The sequence below is a fragment of the Pseudomonas sp. T1.Ur genome, from assembly GCF_023516725.1.
GTDB lineage: Bacteria > Pseudomonadota > Gammaproteobacteria > Pseudomonadales > Pseudomonadaceae > Aquipseudomonas > Aquipseudomonas alvandae.
This window is the reverse complement of the sequence record NZ_JAMGSN010000001.1, coordinates 2,671,972-2,686,756: the sequence shown is the minus strand read 5'-3', so window position 1 is coordinate 2,686,756 and position 14,785 is coordinate 2,671,972. Positions and strand designations below refer to the sequence as shown.

General features: G+C 63.2%; 13 protein-coding genes. 7 read left to right on the top strand and 6 right to left on the bottom strand.

The window, feature by feature from the left end; translation table 11 throughout:
• Window positions 1-430: 430 nt before the first annotated feature.
• From M8Q45_RS12015 to M8Q45_RS12000, 4 genes are read left to right on the top strand one after another with little or no spacing between them, the layout of a single operon-like run.
• A complete protein-coding gene (locus tag M8Q45_RS12015) occupies window positions 431-913 on the top strand; it encodes a formate dehydrogenase subunit gamma (protein WP_249874926.1) in 483 nt (160 codons plus the stop codon).
• Window positions 907-2,466 (top strand): formate dehydrogenase beta subunit, encoded by a 1,560-nt coding sequence (locus M8Q45_RS12010; RefSeq protein ID WP_249874925.1) that lies wholly within the window; start codon window positions 907-909, stop codon window positions 2,464-2,466. The genes M8Q45_RS12015 and M8Q45_RS12010 overlap by 7 nt, the downstream gene beginning before the upstream one ends.
• Entirely contained in the window at window positions 2,463-5,339 is a 2,877-nt protein-coding gene (fdhF, locus tag M8Q45_RS12005; RefSeq protein ID WP_249874924.1) for a formate dehydrogenase subunit alpha, read from the top strand. Before M8Q45_RS12010 ends, fdhF begins: the two co-directional genes overlap by 4 nt.
• Window positions 5,336-5,557 carry a formate dehydrogenase subunit delta gene (locus M8Q45_RS12000; protein ID WP_217859353.1) on the top strand — a complete coding sequence of 74 codons (222 nt, stop codon included), beginning with the start codon at window positions 5,336-5,338 and terminating at the stop codon, window positions 5,555-5,557. The genes fdhF and M8Q45_RS12000 overlap by 4 nt, the downstream gene beginning before the upstream one ends.
• 201 nt (window positions 5,558-5,758) lie before the next feature.
• Here M8Q45_RS12000 and M8Q45_RS11995 read toward each other — a convergent pair whose 3' ends face one another.
• From M8Q45_RS11995 to M8Q45_RS11970, 6 genes are all read right to left on the bottom strand, one after another.
• The gene (locus M8Q45_RS11995; RefSeq protein WP_249874923.1) at window positions 5,759-6,079 is read right to left on the bottom strand and encodes an isochorismate lyase; all 321 of its coding nucleotides are present in this window, start codon (window positions 6,077-6,079) and stop codon (window positions 5,759-5,761) included.
• 262 nt (window positions 6,080-6,341) lie between these two features.
• Window positions 6,342-6,857 (bottom strand): AidA/PixA family protein, encoded by a 516-nt coding sequence (locus M8Q45_RS11990; RefSeq protein WP_249874922.1) that lies wholly within the window; start codon window positions 6,855-6,857, stop codon window positions 6,342-6,344.
• 430 nt (window positions 6,858-7,287) lie between these two features.
• The gene (locus M8Q45_RS11985; protein ID WP_181287059.1) at window positions 7,288-7,569 is read right to left on the bottom strand and encodes a fructose-bisphosphate aldolase; all 282 of its coding nucleotides are present in this window, start codon (window positions 7,567-7,569) and stop codon (window positions 7,288-7,290) included.
• Window positions 7,570-8,036: 467 nt separating this feature from the next.
• Window positions 8,037-9,176: an epoxide hydrolase family protein gene (locus M8Q45_RS11980; RefSeq protein WP_249874921.1), complete on the bottom strand. Its 1,140-nt coding sequence runs from the start codon at window positions 9,174-9,176 to the stop codon at window positions 8,037-8,039.
• Window positions 9,177-9,197: 21 nt separating this feature from the next.
• On the bottom strand, window positions 9,198-9,911 hold the full coding sequence (locus tag M8Q45_RS11975; RefSeq protein WP_249874920.1) for a hypothetical protein: 714 nt from the start codon (window positions 9,909-9,911) through the stop codon (window positions 9,198-9,200).
• Window positions 9,912-10,056: 145 nt separating this feature from the next.
• The gene (locus tag M8Q45_RS11970) at window positions 10,057-11,301 is read right to left on the bottom strand and encodes an acyl-CoA dehydrogenase family protein (protein ID WP_249874919.1); all 1,245 of its coding nucleotides are present in this window, start codon (window positions 11,299-11,301) and stop codon (window positions 10,057-10,059) included.
• 380 nt (window positions 11,302-11,681) lie between these two features.
• On the opposite strand from M8Q45_RS11970, the gene sfnG reads away from it, so the two are divergent.
• Genes sfnG through M8Q45_RS11955 form a run of 3 tightly spaced genes read left to right on the top strand, consistent with a single transcriptional unit; the run spans window position 11,682 to window position 14,738 of the window.
• Window positions 11,682-12,779 carry a dimethylsulfone monooxygenase SfnG gene (gene sfnG / locus M8Q45_RS11965; RefSeq protein WP_249874918.1) on the top strand — a complete coding sequence of 366 codons (1,098 nt, stop codon included), beginning with the start codon at window positions 11,682-11,684 and terminating at the stop codon, window positions 12,777-12,779.
• A gap of 13 nt (window positions 12,780-12,792) precedes the next feature.
• Window positions 12,793-13,959 (top strand): AMP-binding protein, encoded by a 1,167-nt coding sequence (locus M8Q45_RS11960; protein WP_249874917.1) that lies wholly within the window; start codon window positions 12,793-12,795, stop codon window positions 13,957-13,959.
• The gene (locus tag M8Q45_RS11955) at window positions 13,956-14,738 is read left to right on the top strand and encodes an ABC transporter ATP-binding protein (RefSeq protein WP_249874916.1); all 783 of its coding nucleotides are present in this window, start codon (window positions 13,956-13,958) and stop codon (window positions 14,736-14,738) included. The genes M8Q45_RS11960 and M8Q45_RS11955 overlap by 4 nt, the downstream gene beginning before the upstream one ends.
• The last annotated feature ends 47 nt before the right edge of the window (window positions 14,739-14,785 follow it).

The window sequence follows — 14,785 nt, the reverse complement described above, 5'->3', positions numbered from 1 at the left end:
AATTCCTTGAATGATCTCTTGATGCGAGACTGTGAAACGATACATATATAGTGCGTCTGTAACTTTATGTTGTTGCCTGGCGAAGCGCGTTCCACACCAACAGTCTGGAAAACGCCCAGTAGCTGCCCATTCCCACCGATAGCTGAGGATCGCCTAAACTCACTTGTGCATTTGCCTTCCGTGGATGCAGGACAACTTTTCCCGTCTGGTCGCTTTCAGAACACGTTTAGTCGTCCATGTGCAATCGCCACCCCCCGGGAATGGCAAGCTGTGAAGATGCCCCGGACCCAGTGCGCCAAAGACACTTGGCCGGAGAGCGAGAATGGCGATCGGAATGCCACGCTACCGTGACGTGGGCCGCACGCCGCCGCCAAGACTCCGAACGAACAGCGCCACGCGGCGCTGTCGTTCGAGATGCCGAGGTACGTTTATGCCTGATGAGACGCTTCACCTGCCTCTGATCCACTGCGTGCTGGCGCGCGAGAAGGACACCCCCGGTGCCTTGTTGCCGATCCTCCATGCCATCCAGGAAGGTTGCGGGTACGTTCCCGACGCCGCCATCCCTGAAATCGCCCATGCCCTCAACCTCAGCCAGGCTGAAGTGCGCGGCGTGATCAGCTTCTACCACGACTTTCGCACCTCGCCACCGGCGCGCCACACCCTGCGCCTGTGCCGGGCCGAGTCGTGCCAGAGCATGGGGGCCGAGGGCCTGGCGGCGCAGTTGCGCGAACAGCTTTCGCTGGACGATCACGACACCAGCGCCGACGGGGCCATCAGCCTGCGACCGGTCTATTGCCTCGGCGCCTGTGTCTGCTCGCCGGCCCTGGAACTGGATGGGGAACTGCACGCACGGCTGACCCCAGAGCGCCTGCGTCAATTGGTGAACGGCTGCCTGGAGGATGGTCCATGCTGACCCTCTGCATTCCCCGTGATTCAGTGGCCCGTGCCGTTGGTGCGGACAAGGTGGCCGATGCGCTGGTCCGCGAGGCCGAGCGGCGTCAGTTGCCGCTGGAGGTGTTGCGCACCAGTTCCCGTGGGCTTTATTGGCTGGAACCGTTGGTGGAGCTGGAGACGCCTGAAGGACGCTTGGGGTTTGGCCCGGTCACGGCCCAGGACGTACCGGGCCTGCTCGACGCGCTGGCGGGTGATCCTGGCAGCCATCCATCGGCATTGGGATTGGTTGAGCACATTCCCTACCTCAAGAGCCAACAACGCCTGTTGTTTGCCCGTGCCGGCATCACCCAGCCGTTGTCCCTCGACGACTACCGCGCCCAAGGCGGCTTCCTCGGCCTGGCCCGGGCGATCCAGACGGAGGGCACCGAGGTGGTTGCCCAAGTGCTGGATTCCGGCCTGCGTGGCCGAGGCGGCGCGGCGTTCCCGGCGGGCATCAAGTGGCGCACCGTGCGCGACGCCCCGGGGCCGCAGAAATACGTGGTCTGCAATGCCGACGAAGGCGACTCCGGCACCTTTGCCGACCGCATGCTGATGGAAGGCGACCCGTTCCTGCTGATCGAAGGCATGATCATCGCCGGCATCGCCGTGGGCGCGACGATGGGCTACATCTACGTGCGCTCGGAATACCCGGACGCCGTCAGCACCCTGAACCAAGCGCTGCGCATCGCCCGCGAGGCCGGTTACCTGGGGGTGGATGTGGGTGGCAGTGGCCGGGCCTTCGAACTTGAAGTCCGGGTCGGCGCCGGCGCCTACATCTGTGGCGAGGAAACCGCGCTGCTCGAATCCCTCGAAGGCAAGCGCGGCACCGTGCGCGCCAAGCCACCGCTGCCGGCGTTGCAAGGGCTGTTTGGTTTGCCGACGCTGGTGCATAACGTGGTGACGCTGGCCTCGGTGCCGGTGATCCTGGAGAAAGGCGCGCAGTTCTATCGTGACTTTGGCATGGGCCGTTCCCTGGGCACCATGCCGTTCCAATTGGCCGGCAACGTGCGTCGTGGCGGCCTGGTGGAGCGGGCGTTCGGCCTGAGCCTGCGCGAATTGGTGGAAGAGTACGGCGGCGGCACCGCCAGCGGTCGTCCGCTGAAGGCGGCGCAAGTCGGCGGGCCGTTGGGTGCCTGGGTGCCGCCGGCGCAGTTCGATACGCCGCTGGACTATGAAGCGTTCGCCGCCATGGGCGCGATGCTCGGCCACGGTGGCGTGGTGGTCGCCGATGACAGCCTGGACATGGCCAGGATGGCCCGGTTCGCCTTGCAGTTCTGCGCCGAGGAATCCTGCGGCAAATGCACGCCGTGCCGCATTGGTTCGACCCGTGGCGTCGAGGTGGTGGATCGCCTGCTTGCCAGCACCGATGCCAATGCCCGCCAGGAACAGGCGTTGTTGCTGCATGACCTCTGCGACACGCTGCAATACGGCTCGCTCTGCGCCCTCGGTGGGATGACGTCCTACCCCGTCGCCAGTGCCCTCAAGCATTTCCCCGCCGACTTCGGTCTGGCGACTACGGAGGCCGACCAATGATCACTCTCTTCGATCCAGCCAGCGACATCGACCTGGGCACCCCGGCCCGCGAAAGCGACGTGCAGGTCAGCCTGACCATCGACGGACGGGAAATCAGCGTTCCCTCCGGCACCTCGGTCATGCGCGCGGCGGCCTTGCTTGGCACGACCATTCCCAAACTGTGCGCCACTGACAGCATGGAAGCCTTCGGTTCCTGCCGCATGTGCCTGGTGGAAATCGACGGCATGCGCGGCTACCCGGCCTCCTGCACGACGCCTGTGACCGCCGGCATGGTGGTTCGCACGCAAACGACCAAGCTCGCCACGCTGCGCCGCAACGTGATGGAGCTGTACATTTCCGACCACCCGCTGGACTGCCTGACGTGCCCGGCCAACGGCAACTGCGAATTGCAGACCGTGGCGGGGCAGGTGGGCTTGCGCGAGGTGCGCTATGGCTACGAAGGCGCCAATCACCTCGCCGAAGCCAAGGACGTGTCCAACCCGTATTTCGATTACGACCCGAGCAAGTGCATCGTCTGCAGTCGTTGCGTGCGTGCCTGCGAGGAAATCCAGGGCACCTTCGCCCTGACCATCAGTGGACGGGGCTTCGATTCCCGGGTGGAAGCGGCCGGCGGTGACAATTTCCTCGATTCTGAATGCGTGTCTTGTGGCGCCTGCGTCCAGGCCTGCCCGACGGCCACGCTGATCGACAAAAGTGTGGTGGAGATCGGCCAGCCGGAGCGCAGCGTCATCACCACTTGCGCCTATTGCGGCGTGGGCTGCTCGTTCCGCGCCGAGATGAAAGGCGAACAACTGGTGCGCATGGTCCCGGACAAGAATGGCCAGGCCAACCACGGCCACTCCTGCGTCAAGGGCCGCTTCGCCTGGGGCTATGCGACGCACCCGGACCGCATCACCAAGCCGATGATCCGCAAGCACATCAACGACCCGTGGCAGGAAGTCAGCTGGGACGAGGCGGTCACCTACGCCGCCAGTGAACTGCGGCGCATCCAGCTCAAGTACGGGCGCGACTCCATCGGCGGCATCACCTCCAGCCGCTGCACCAACGAAGAAACCTACCTGGTGCAGAAACTGGTGCGCACGGCGTTCGGCAACAACAACGTCGATACCTGCGCCCGGGTCTGCCATTCGCCGACCGGCTATGGCCTCAAGCAAACCTTGGGCGAGTCCGCCGGTACACAGAATTTCGATTCGGTGATGAAAGCCGACGTCATCCTGGTGATGGGCGCCAACCCCACCGACGCGCACCCGGTGTTCGGCTCGCAACTCAAGCGCCGCCTGCGCCAGGGCGCGCGGCTGATCGTCATCGACCCACGGCGCATCGATTTGGTGGATTCGCCCCACGCCCGTGCCGAGCTTCATTTGCAACTGCGTCCGGGCACCAACGTGGCGATGCTCAATGCGTTGGCCCATGTGATCGTCACCGAAGGCCTGGTTGACGAGCCTTTCGTCAAGGCGCGTTGCGAGGCGACGGACTTTGCCCGCTGGCGCGATTTCGTCAGCCTGCCGGAAAACGCCCCCGAGGTACTCGGCCCGGTCTGCGGCGTGCCTGCCGAACAGATCCGTGCCGCCGCGCGGGTCTACGCCACGGGTGGCAACGCGGCCATCTACTATGGCCTCGGCGTCACCGAACACAGCCAGGGCAGCACCTCGGTGATGGGCATCGCCAACCTCGCCATGGCCACCGGTAACATCGGTCGCGAAGGCGTCGGCGTGAACCCGCTGCGTGGGCAGAACAACGTCCAGGGTTCGTGCGACATGGGCTCGTTCCCCCACGAACTGCCCGGCTACCGGCACATCTCCAACGAAGCGGTCCGTGCCCAATTCGAGCAGGCCTGGAACGTGACCCTGCAACCCGACCCCGGCCTGCGCATCCCGAACATGTTCGAGGCGGCGCTGGACGGTACCTTCAAGGCGCTTTACTGCCAGGGCGAGGACATCGCCCAGAGTGACCCGAACACCCAACACGTGACCGCTGCACTGTCCGCGCTGGAATGCGTGATCGTCCAGGACATCTTCCTCAACGAGACGGCCAAGTTCGCCCACGTGTTCCTGCCGGGCAGCTCGTTCCTGGAGAAGGACGGCACCTTCACCAACGCCGAGCGCCGCATCTCCCGCGTACGCAAGGTGATGGACCCGTTGGCCGGCAAGGCCGACTGGGAAGCCACCATCGCCCTGGCCGAGGCATTGGGCTACAAGATGGACTACCGCCATCCTTCGGAAATCATGGACGAAATCGCCCGTTTGACGCCGACCTTCAGCCGCGTCAGCTATGCCGAACTGGAGCGTCACGGCAGCCTGCAATGGCCGTGCAACGACGCCGCGCCGGACGGCACGCCGACCATGCACATCGAGGCGTTCGTGCGAGGCAAAGGGCGCTTCATGCTCACCGGCTACGTGCCCACCGAAGAGAAGGTCAACAGCCGCTATCCGCTGTTGCTGACCACTGGGCGCATCCTCAGCCAGTACAACGTCGGCGCCCAGACCCGGCGCACCGACAACGTTGCCTGGCATGAGGAAGATCGCCTGGAAATCCATCCAACCGACGCCGAGAACCGCGGGATTGTCGATGAAGACTGGGTCGGCATCGGCAGCCGCGCCGGGCAGACCGTGCTGCGGGCCAAAGTGACCGAGCGGGTGGCGCCGGGCGTGGTCTACACCACGTTCCACTTCCCCGAATCGGGGGCCAACGTGATCACCACCGACAACTCCGACTGGGCGACCAATTGCCCGGAATACAAGGTGACGGCGGTGGAAATCGTGCGGGTCAGCCAGCCTTCGGAATGGCAAAAGCGTTACCAGGCCTTCAGCGATGAACAAAGCCGCCTGCTCAAGGAACGTCGCCATGCCGAAAAAGCCGAGGTGCGCCGATGAGCTCGCAGAACCTGATCAAGATGGCCAACGAGATCGCCCGGTATTTCGCGACCGAGCCTGACCAGGCGCTGGCGGTGAACGGCATCCGCCAGCACATCAAAAGCTTTTGGACGCCGGGGATGCGCCGGGACTTGGGGGCATGGCAGGAAAAACATCCGGATGCGGTGCTGCATCCGTTGGTGTTGGCGGCGTTGAAAGAGCCGGAGGGGGCCACCTGACACACAGGGGAACGTAATCCACTGTGGCAAGGGCGCTTCTCCCGCCGGGCTCTGTAGGAGCTGCCGAGCGTAGCGAGGCTGCGATCTTTCCGAGTTCGATTGAATTTCGCGCGAAAGATCAAAAGATCGCAGCCTCGCTTCGCTCGGCAGCTCCTACAACGCAGCCCAGCGGGAGCAAGCTCCCTCGCCACGGTGCAAGGCTCAGGCTTTGGGCTGCTGCGCCATCCAGTGCGTCATCTCTTGCGCAATAAAGTGATTCACCAGGTCGCTGTACATCTTCTCGATGGCATCCGGGTCCAGTCCCTCGGCCTCGGCCCATTCCCGCCGAGTCGCCAACATTGCCTTGAAGCGCTCCGGGGCGCGTACCGACGTCGCCGATGCCTTGAACTTCGACGCCGCGAGCACGTATTGAAAGCGTTTGCCTAACAGCTTGATGACGGCCTGGTCGAGGGCATCGATTTCTTGGCGGATCTCCTCCATGCCGGTGCATTGCGCAGGGGATAGCGGGTTTTTTACTTCCATTTGGTCAACTCCATTTGCGTTTCCCTGTGGCAGCGAGCCTGCTCGCGATGGCGTCGGTCCATTCAGCTTTTAGGCAAGCTGATCCACCGCTATCGCGAGCAAGCGCGCTCGAAGTGGGGTATCTCACTTGATATCAGCCAGCACGGTCAACGGGGAGGGGAAACGAGGGGCTGTTGCGACGTGTTTCGATAGGCAACCCTGACCGGCATGTCGTCATGGCGGATAGCATGCCGGCCAGGGTTGTTTACTGCTCAGCGAAGGGTCAACTGACCGTGATGTACGGGTCCCACGTGTGGGTTGGGCCGATCTGGTTCAGGTTGCGGTCCAGCAGGATGAACGTGGCCTGGTACCAGAGCTTCCCAGGATTGAGCGCGATGGATTGCCAAAAAGTATAGGTCACGTCGGTCTTGGAAATACCGCGGCTGACGCCGTTGTCCAGGTAAGGCACGGGAATCCCCGGGATGTTGTAGGACACGGGCTTGGACATCGCGCCAGGATAATAGCCGCCCTGGTTTTTATCGCCTTGCTCGACATCCGTAATGAGCGCGACGCGATCGAAGTTGCGCGAAAGGGTGGTGGCGCGCCAGCGAATGATGTCGCCGGGGTTCACGTCGATCCACAGTTCATTGCCACCTTCGCCCTGGTTGCCGGTGGCGTGTGAGTCGATCGCACTGCGTGTGACAAGCATCGCGATGGCGCCAGGTACGTCGCCGGTGTTGATCAGGTGATCGGCATCTACCGTGACCAGGACGTCAATCGTTTGGGTTGCTCCAGACATTTTGTAGCTCCTTGTGGTGTGACGTGAGGACCGCGCCTTGTAAAAAGCGTCCGGATCACCCGGTCCCTGGGTGCGGTCTGGAGGGAACGATAGGTGCTGGCTTTATGGAGTCAAATTTCGGTTTCTTGACGTGGGCAAAGCGCAGCGAAGCCTAGCGTCGGCATGTCGTTGATTGGCTTGAAATGCCGATTATTCGTCGATGAAAGCGAGTGATAGTCGGTCGCTGGAAATCGGCAAAGGCGTACGGTAAGTGTCGTCAATCATCCCGTGGGGATTGTCCTCAGCTGCCCCCCGTGGCGAGGGTTGTTTGAATAATCGGTCTGACGCGCACCTGTGGGAGCGAGCTTGCTCGCGATGACATTCGACCAGTCAATATCTGTGGTGGCTGATACGGCGCCATCGCGAGCAAGCTCGCTCCCACAAAAAGGGGTCAGCCTTCGAGACCGCGTTGTTCGATGACGCCGAATACGTCTGTCGCATCCTGCACAAGGATCCGGGCGACGTTGGTCAGGGTGTTGATGTCGCTGGTGGAGGAGTCGCGCAGGCTGGAGCAGGCCACCAGCGTCAGGAAATCGAGCGTGGCGTGCAGGCGTTCGCTGACGCAGGCGTGGAGTTCGGGCAGTGGGGCGCGGCTGTCGATCAGTAGGACGGGGTGGGTGGTGGCGGTTTGGGTAAGGGGCGTGTAGCGGGCGGACGGTTCATTCGTTGTCATAAGGTTGCACTCATTCGATAGAAGGAATCGCCACCTTTTTGCTGCGAATCAAATGGGTGGCAGTTGCGCGAGGGTTCGCAGACCGAGGAACCAATCCAAAACTCGGCAGACCCGAAAGTCTCCCGCGCACAACCGCCATAAAATGAACGCGGGCAAGTTTGCCTGAATTTCATTTGACGGTATTGAATTTGTTCATTCGGGCTGCGAAACCCAGCCACCAGCCAAAGCCAGCGACGCCCCAACTATAGAAGCCGATCCCACCCCCCACAACCGACCTGTAGGACGCCCCCGATCCCCCGTGGCGAGGGAGCTTGCTCCCGCTCGGTGGCGCAGCCGCCGCAAAACCGGGCGATGCGGTGTGCCTGGAGAAATGGAGTCGCTGATTTGGGGCCGCTTCCCAGCCCAGCGGGAGCAAGCTCCCTCGCCACGGGTTGTCATTTCCTACGAGATTTTCGGACCGCCTCGCCTCATCGCAAGTCCCGAAAAAACCCCCGAATATCCTCCGCCAGCAATTCGGGCTGCTCCAGCGCAGCAAAATGACCACCCCGGGGCATCTGCGTCCAACGCTGGACGTTATAGCCACGCTCCACCCAGCTGCGTGGCGGCAGCGGCAACTCCTTGGGGAACAGCGCGACCCCCAACGGCGGCTTTATTCGCTCACCGCTGGCAAGCACCAGAGGCCGGCGGCTGCCTTCCACATACGGCCGAAACGACGAGCCGATGCAGTTCGTCAGCCAGTAGAGCGTCACGTTGGTCAGCAGCCACTCGCGATCGACGGCGGCGCTCGGGTCGCACCACGACATGATTTTTTCGCCCATCCAGGCCAGCAGTCCCGCAGGCGAGTCATTCAAGCCCACGGCCAGGCTTTGTGGCTTGGTGCGCTGGATGTGTGCATAGGCACCTTCGGCTTCGCTGAAGGCCGCGGCGCGTCGCTGGAACGCCGTCTCTTCTTCGCTCAGAGGCGGGTCGGTTTCGCCCAGGGGCGGGCGGTAGGCGCCGGGGATGTAGTTGAGGTGGATGCCGGTCAGGCGTTCGGGAAAACGCAGGCCCAACCAACTGGTGACCGCCGCGCCCACATCGCCACCCTGGGCACCGAACCGCTCATAACCGAGCCCGGCCATCAGCTCGCGCCACAAACCGGCCACTTCATAAGGCCCGCAACCGGTTTGCTTGAACGGCGCGGAAAAGGTGTAGCCGGGCAAGGACGGCACCACTACATCGAACGCGTCGGCGGGGTCGCCACCGTGGCTGGCGGGGTCCGTCAGCAGCTCGATGATGCGCTGCATCTCGATGAAAGAGCCGGGCCAACCGTGGGTGAGCACCAATGGCATTGGATTGGGCCCAATCCCGTGCTGGTGGACGAAATGAATCTCTTGCTCGCCCAGGGTGGCGACGAACTGAGGCAGGCGATTGAGCGCTGCTTGCTGGGCGCGCCAATCGAAGGTTGTCGACCAATGGGCGAGGAGGTCGCGCAGCACGTCCGCGTCCATGCCTTCGCTCCAGCCCACGCCCGCCAAGGGCTGCGGCAAGCGGGTGTTTCGCAGGCGATCTTTCAAGTCAACAAGCGCACTTCCAGGCGTGTCGATGACAAAAGGTCTGGCGAACATGTCTTCCTCCAAACAGCTGGATCAGGACGCTAAGCGTGCTTTCTGCCGGGTCCAGGCCAGTTTTATGGCTTCGATGTTCGGCACGAACCTGGACATATGCCGAACCCCTACCACCGGAACCTTACGGTCGTTGATGGTGGCGGTAAATCCGTACGTGGCGCGGTAGGACGAAGAGTCGACAGGGTCGAGCGGTTCTTCGTTCCCGAATGCCTCCCACAGGATCCGCGCCGCCGAAGGGCTGCCCAAGCCATTGCTGTAGGCGACGATCAGCTCAGGCTCCGCGAGGGGGACGGTGACGCGCCGGAAGAAATCCATGGATTTGCGGGTCAACGACTCCAGGCTGGCCGCGGAGGACTGGCGAGCCACTTTCTGGATGGCTGCGGCGTCGGCGGAGCACAGCAGCAAGGCGTTGGTGTAGATCGTGTCGCGCCAGTCGAAGCCCAGCTCGGCAGGCAGTTGCGTCAGGCGACGGGCCAGGGTCTTGGTGCCCCAGCCGCCTGCCAATCCATGGGCGACGTTGGAAAAGGACGGTTGGTCATAGCCGGCGTGGATGGCTCCCGCGTTGGTGTGAATGGCGTCGGCGAGCGAGCCGTTGAAGCCGACCATGATCAAGCGCTTGCGACTTGCTGGCGCGGCAAGCAACTCGAAGGCACAGTCAAAGGGACGGGCCGGGAAGTCGCCGATATCCAGCTCTTCCAGTGCCGCAAGAATGAAATCGCGGGTTCTCAGCGGCATGGTTGTATCCGTTCGTGGCTCGTAAGGCGCGGGCGCGGGCCAAGGCAGGCGACTGCAGTCGTTTTTGTCCTGGCCCGGTGGCAGGCCTGTCAGGCGCCTAGGGTAGGCGATTTGAACAGGCATCGGCAATTGGCTACGCCCCCGTTCAACGCTGCTTCGACCCCCCACCAATCTGCCAGACATACGGCGGTTCCGTCCCATTGATCTCCCAATCTCCGATGATGCGCTCCTTATAGATCAGCGGATTATGCGACGCCGCTGTCCGGGCGTTGCGCCAGTGGCGGTCGAGGGCTTTGCCGGTGCTGGTGGCGGATGCGCCGAGGGCGTTGAACAGGTCGCTGGTGGCGCGCAGTGTCAGGTCGGCGACCACCGCTTGGGCCTGGGCCGATTCGAGTTCGGCGAGGATGTTGGCGGTGTGCTCGGCTTCGGTGTCCTGGCCGAAACGACGTTCATAAGCCCGTTGCGAGGCGCTGGCGGCGCGCAGGGTGGTGGCTTCGGCGGCGTAGACCTGGGCGCAGGCCTTGCCGATCACTTGCTGCACTTGGACGTCCTGGCTCACTTCGCTGGCATTGCCGGTGCTGAACACGCGGGTGCGTTGGCGCACGTGTTCGCTGAAGTCCTGGACGGCGGCGCGGCCGGCGCCCGTCTGCACGGCGAGCAGGACCAGTTGATAGAACGCGGTCTGGTATTTGAAACGGCTGGAGAAATCGATGAGGTTTTCAGCCTCGACCACGGCGTTCTCGAACACCGATGTGCCGCTGCCGGTGGTGCGCTGGCCGAAGCCGTCCCAATCGTCGCTTTGCTTGACGCCTGGTTGGTGGACATTGACGGCGGCGATCACGTCGGCGCCGTTGTCGTCGCGTTGGGCATAGAGATCGATCCAATCGGCAAAGATGCTGCCAGTGCTGTAGTACTTGGTGCCGTTGGCCACCCATTGATTGCCCTGGCGGGATATGCGGGTGATGACCTGGCCGAGTTTGACCGCACCGATTTCGGTCCAGGCGTTGCCCACCAGGTCACCGTCGACGAAGCGCTTGAACCAGACATCTTGGGGGCTGCTGGCGTGGGCGTTGAGGCGATCCTCGACAAAGGCGAAGTGGCCGCGCAGGGCCTGGGGCAGGTTGGAGTCGGCCTCGGCCAGTTCGATCAGCAGCTGCAACAGCTGCGGCAACGAAGCCCCGGCACCGCCGAATTCGAGCGGAACCCGGACGGCGCCGAAGCCGGCTTCCTTCAGCCATTTCACCTGTTCGAACGGCAGGCTGCGTGACTGTTCACGTTCCAGGGCGCCTGTCTGGATCCGCGCAAAAATCGGCCGGAACCGCTCTGCCAGGGCTTCATAGTCGGTGCCGGTGGAAAGGACAGGGGGCAGGTGTTGTTGCTGTGCGGTCATGGCGTTGTTCCTTCTGATGGCGAGAGGGCGGGCAGGGCGTAGGCTGCCGTTGTCGAGGGGCATTGCATGCTCCATGCCCAGCGCCAGGAGCCAACGAAAACGGGGTGTTCGCCGGGTTTCCCGGCACAAAGGCTGTCGTCCTGCGGACAATCTGTCCGGCGACTGTGTGCCAGGCAACAGTCAGTCCTTTGGGCAGCGGCACGCCGGGTGTTGGCTGGGCAACAGTGATCCAACAGCCTGCCTGCCGCACGACAGTCATCTCGCTGAGTGAGCTGGTTAACTCGTTGATAGAAAAGGATAAATACAAGTGGCACGGTTGCTGCTCTAGCCGTTGTACAGAGGCGACGACGCCTACATCCAACGAGCTGGGAGTACACGCAATGAGCCAGGACACGATCAAGTTTGCCTACTGGGTGCCTAACGTCAGCGGCGGACTGGTGGTCAGCAAGATCCCGCAGCGCACCGACTGGGGGATCGATTACAACCGCAAGCTGGCGCAGATCGCCGAGGACGCTGGTTTTGACTATGCCCTGACCCAGATCCGTTTTACCGCCGGCTACGGCGCCGAATACCAGCACGAATCGGTGGCGTTCAGTCACGCGCTGCTGGCGTCCACCACGCGCCTCAAAGTCATCGCGGCGGTATTGCCGGGACCCTGGACGCCTTCGGTGCTGGCCAAGCAGATCGCAACCATCGACCAACTGACCGGCGGGCGCGTGGCGATCAACGTGGTGTCCGGCTGGTTCAAGGGCGAATTCACCGCCATCGGCGAACCCTGGCTGGAGCACGACGAACGTTATCGCCGCTCCGAGGAATTCATCACCACGCTCAAGGGCATCTGGACCACCGACAACTACACCTTTCGCGGTGATTTCTATCGTTTCAACGGCTACACCCTCAAGCCCAAACCGCTGCAACAGCATCCGGAGATTTTCCAGGGCGGCAGCTCCCGTGCCGCGCGGGACATGGCCGCCCGAGTCTCGGACTGGTACTTCACCAACGGCAACACGGTGGAAGGGGTCAAGGCCCAGGTCGATGATCTGCGGGCCAAGGCTGCGGCGAACAATCACACGGTCAAGGTCGGCGTGAATGCTTTCATCATCGCCCGCGACACCGAGGAAGAAGCCCGCGCCGTGCTGGCCCAGATCATCGAGCAGGCCGACCCCGAAGCCGTCAACGCGTTTGGCGATGCGGCCAAGCAGGCCGGCAAGGCCAGCCCGGAAGGCGAGGGCAACTGGGCCAAGTCCAGCTTCGAAGACCTGGTGCAGTACAACGATGGCTTCAAGACCAACCTCATCGGCACGCCTCGGCAAATTGCCGAGCGCATCGTGGCGTTGAAAGCCGTGGGTGTGGATCTGGTGCTCGCCGCGTTCCTGCATTTCCAGGAGGAAGTGGAGTATTTCGGCCAACGAGTCCTGCCATTGGTGCGTGAGCTGGAGCAGCAGAAAGTCACGGTCAAGACGGCGGCGGTCGCTTAGGCGCGGAGGCAGCATGGGCAAGCTCACCGATACCCTCGACACGTTGCCGCATTGGCTGCATCGACAAGCACTCGAGCATGGCACGGACGTCGCGCTGCGTCACAAACACTTGGGCATTTGGCAAGTGCGGACCTGGCGGCAACTGGCCGATGAGGTGCAGAGCTTGGCGGGTGCTCTGCAAGCGCGGGGGTTCTCGGTGGGCGCGACCCTGACGATCATCAGCCGCCCGACGCCGCAAGCGATCGTGGCGGCGTTGGCGGCGCAATGGCTGGGTGGCGCGGCGAGCCTGTTCGATCCCCTGGACGCACCCGTCGGACAAATAGAACTGCTCGGTGAATTGCAGCCGGATTTCGTGCTGGCCCAAGGGCACGAGGAGTTGTTGCGCCTGGGCGCGGCACAGGTGACGCCCCGCGTGCTGATCTACCTGGACAAGCGTGGATTGTCAGGCTCGGAGCCGTTTGACCAGGCGTTGGACTACGCCGCGTTGATCGCTTCGAAGACATTCGCTGGCCCGGTCCCGCTGGCGCACGCGCAGCAAACGGCGTTCGTGTTCTATCGCCGGAACCAACAAGCCACCGAAGCACAACGCATCCGCCACACAGAACTGCTGCAACACGGACGACAGCTGGTCCAGCGCGAAGGCCTGCGGCGGCACGAAGAGGCGCTGGCTGCGCGGGGTTTTGCCTCGGGTGGCCAGGCACGCTACCTGCTCGCGCCCTGGCTGGTCGCCGGTTTCCGCTTGAACTTCCCGGAAAACCTCGCGACCCGTGACCGCGATCGACGGGAGCTGGGCCCGACGCTGGTGGCCGGCACGCGCGAGACCTATGAACGTTTGCACGGCTACACGCTGGAGCGCCTGCCGCCACCGGGCGATAGGGCCCGCAAGTGGGTGGATTGGGCCTTGGCGGCACGTCCGGGCCTGTTGCGGCGGGTCGTGGGCCATTGGCTGGTTCGCCGGCCGCTGCGCGATGTCCTGGGTTTTTCACGCACTCATGCGCCGCTGGTGGTGGGTGATGCATTGCAGCCGGGGACACAAGCGTTTTTCGAATCGCTGGGGATCAAGGTTCGCCAGTGGGGGGATTCGACCGAATGGGAAGTGCCGTCGATTCCGCTGGCGTCCGTTACGAATGGACGGGACGAGCCTCATCCACAACGCGTCTGGAAGGAGGCGACGACATGACACAAACGGCCGCCACGCACCTGCTGGAGCTGGACAATATCTCGCTGTCATTCAAAGGCGTCAAAGCGGTCACCGATATCAGCTTTTGCGTCGCAGCCGGTGAGATCTGCGCCTTGATCGGCCCGAACGGCGCCGGCAAGAGTTCGTTGCTCAACATCATCAGCGGTGTCTATCAACCCCAGGAAGGGCGCATACGTTTCGACAATCGCGAGCGTCGTCGCATGCGTGCCCACGATGTGGCGGTGCGTGGCGTTGCCCGGACCTTCCAGAACATCGCGCTGTTCAAGGGCATGAGCGTGCTCGACAACGTGCTCACCGGACGCAACCTCAAGCGCCGCAGTTCATGGATCGAGCAGGTGTTGCGAGTCGGACGCGCGCCTGCCGAGGACGACAGCCAGCGCGAAGCGGCCGAGCGGGTCATCGCATTCCTGCACTTGCAACCGTGGCGTGATGCGTTGGTGGGGACCTTGCCCTACGGCTTGCAGAAACGCGTGGAACTGGCCCGGGCCCTGGCGGCGGAGCCACGCCTGTTGCTGTTGGACGAACCGATGGCCGGGATGAACGCCGATGAGAAGCTACAGATGAGCCGTTTCATCGTCGACATCAACCGAGAGCTGGGCACGACGGTGCTGCTGATTGAACACGACATCGGCGTCGTGATGAACATCAGCGATCACGTGGTGGTGCTCGACTACGGTCGCAAGATCGGCGACGGCTCGCCCGAAGCGGTACGGCAGTACCCCGAGGTCATTTCGGCCTACCTCGGTACCCGACACTGATTTATTTGAATCCGACGCCTTCCCGTCCGGGAGGGCCGGCAGGTTGC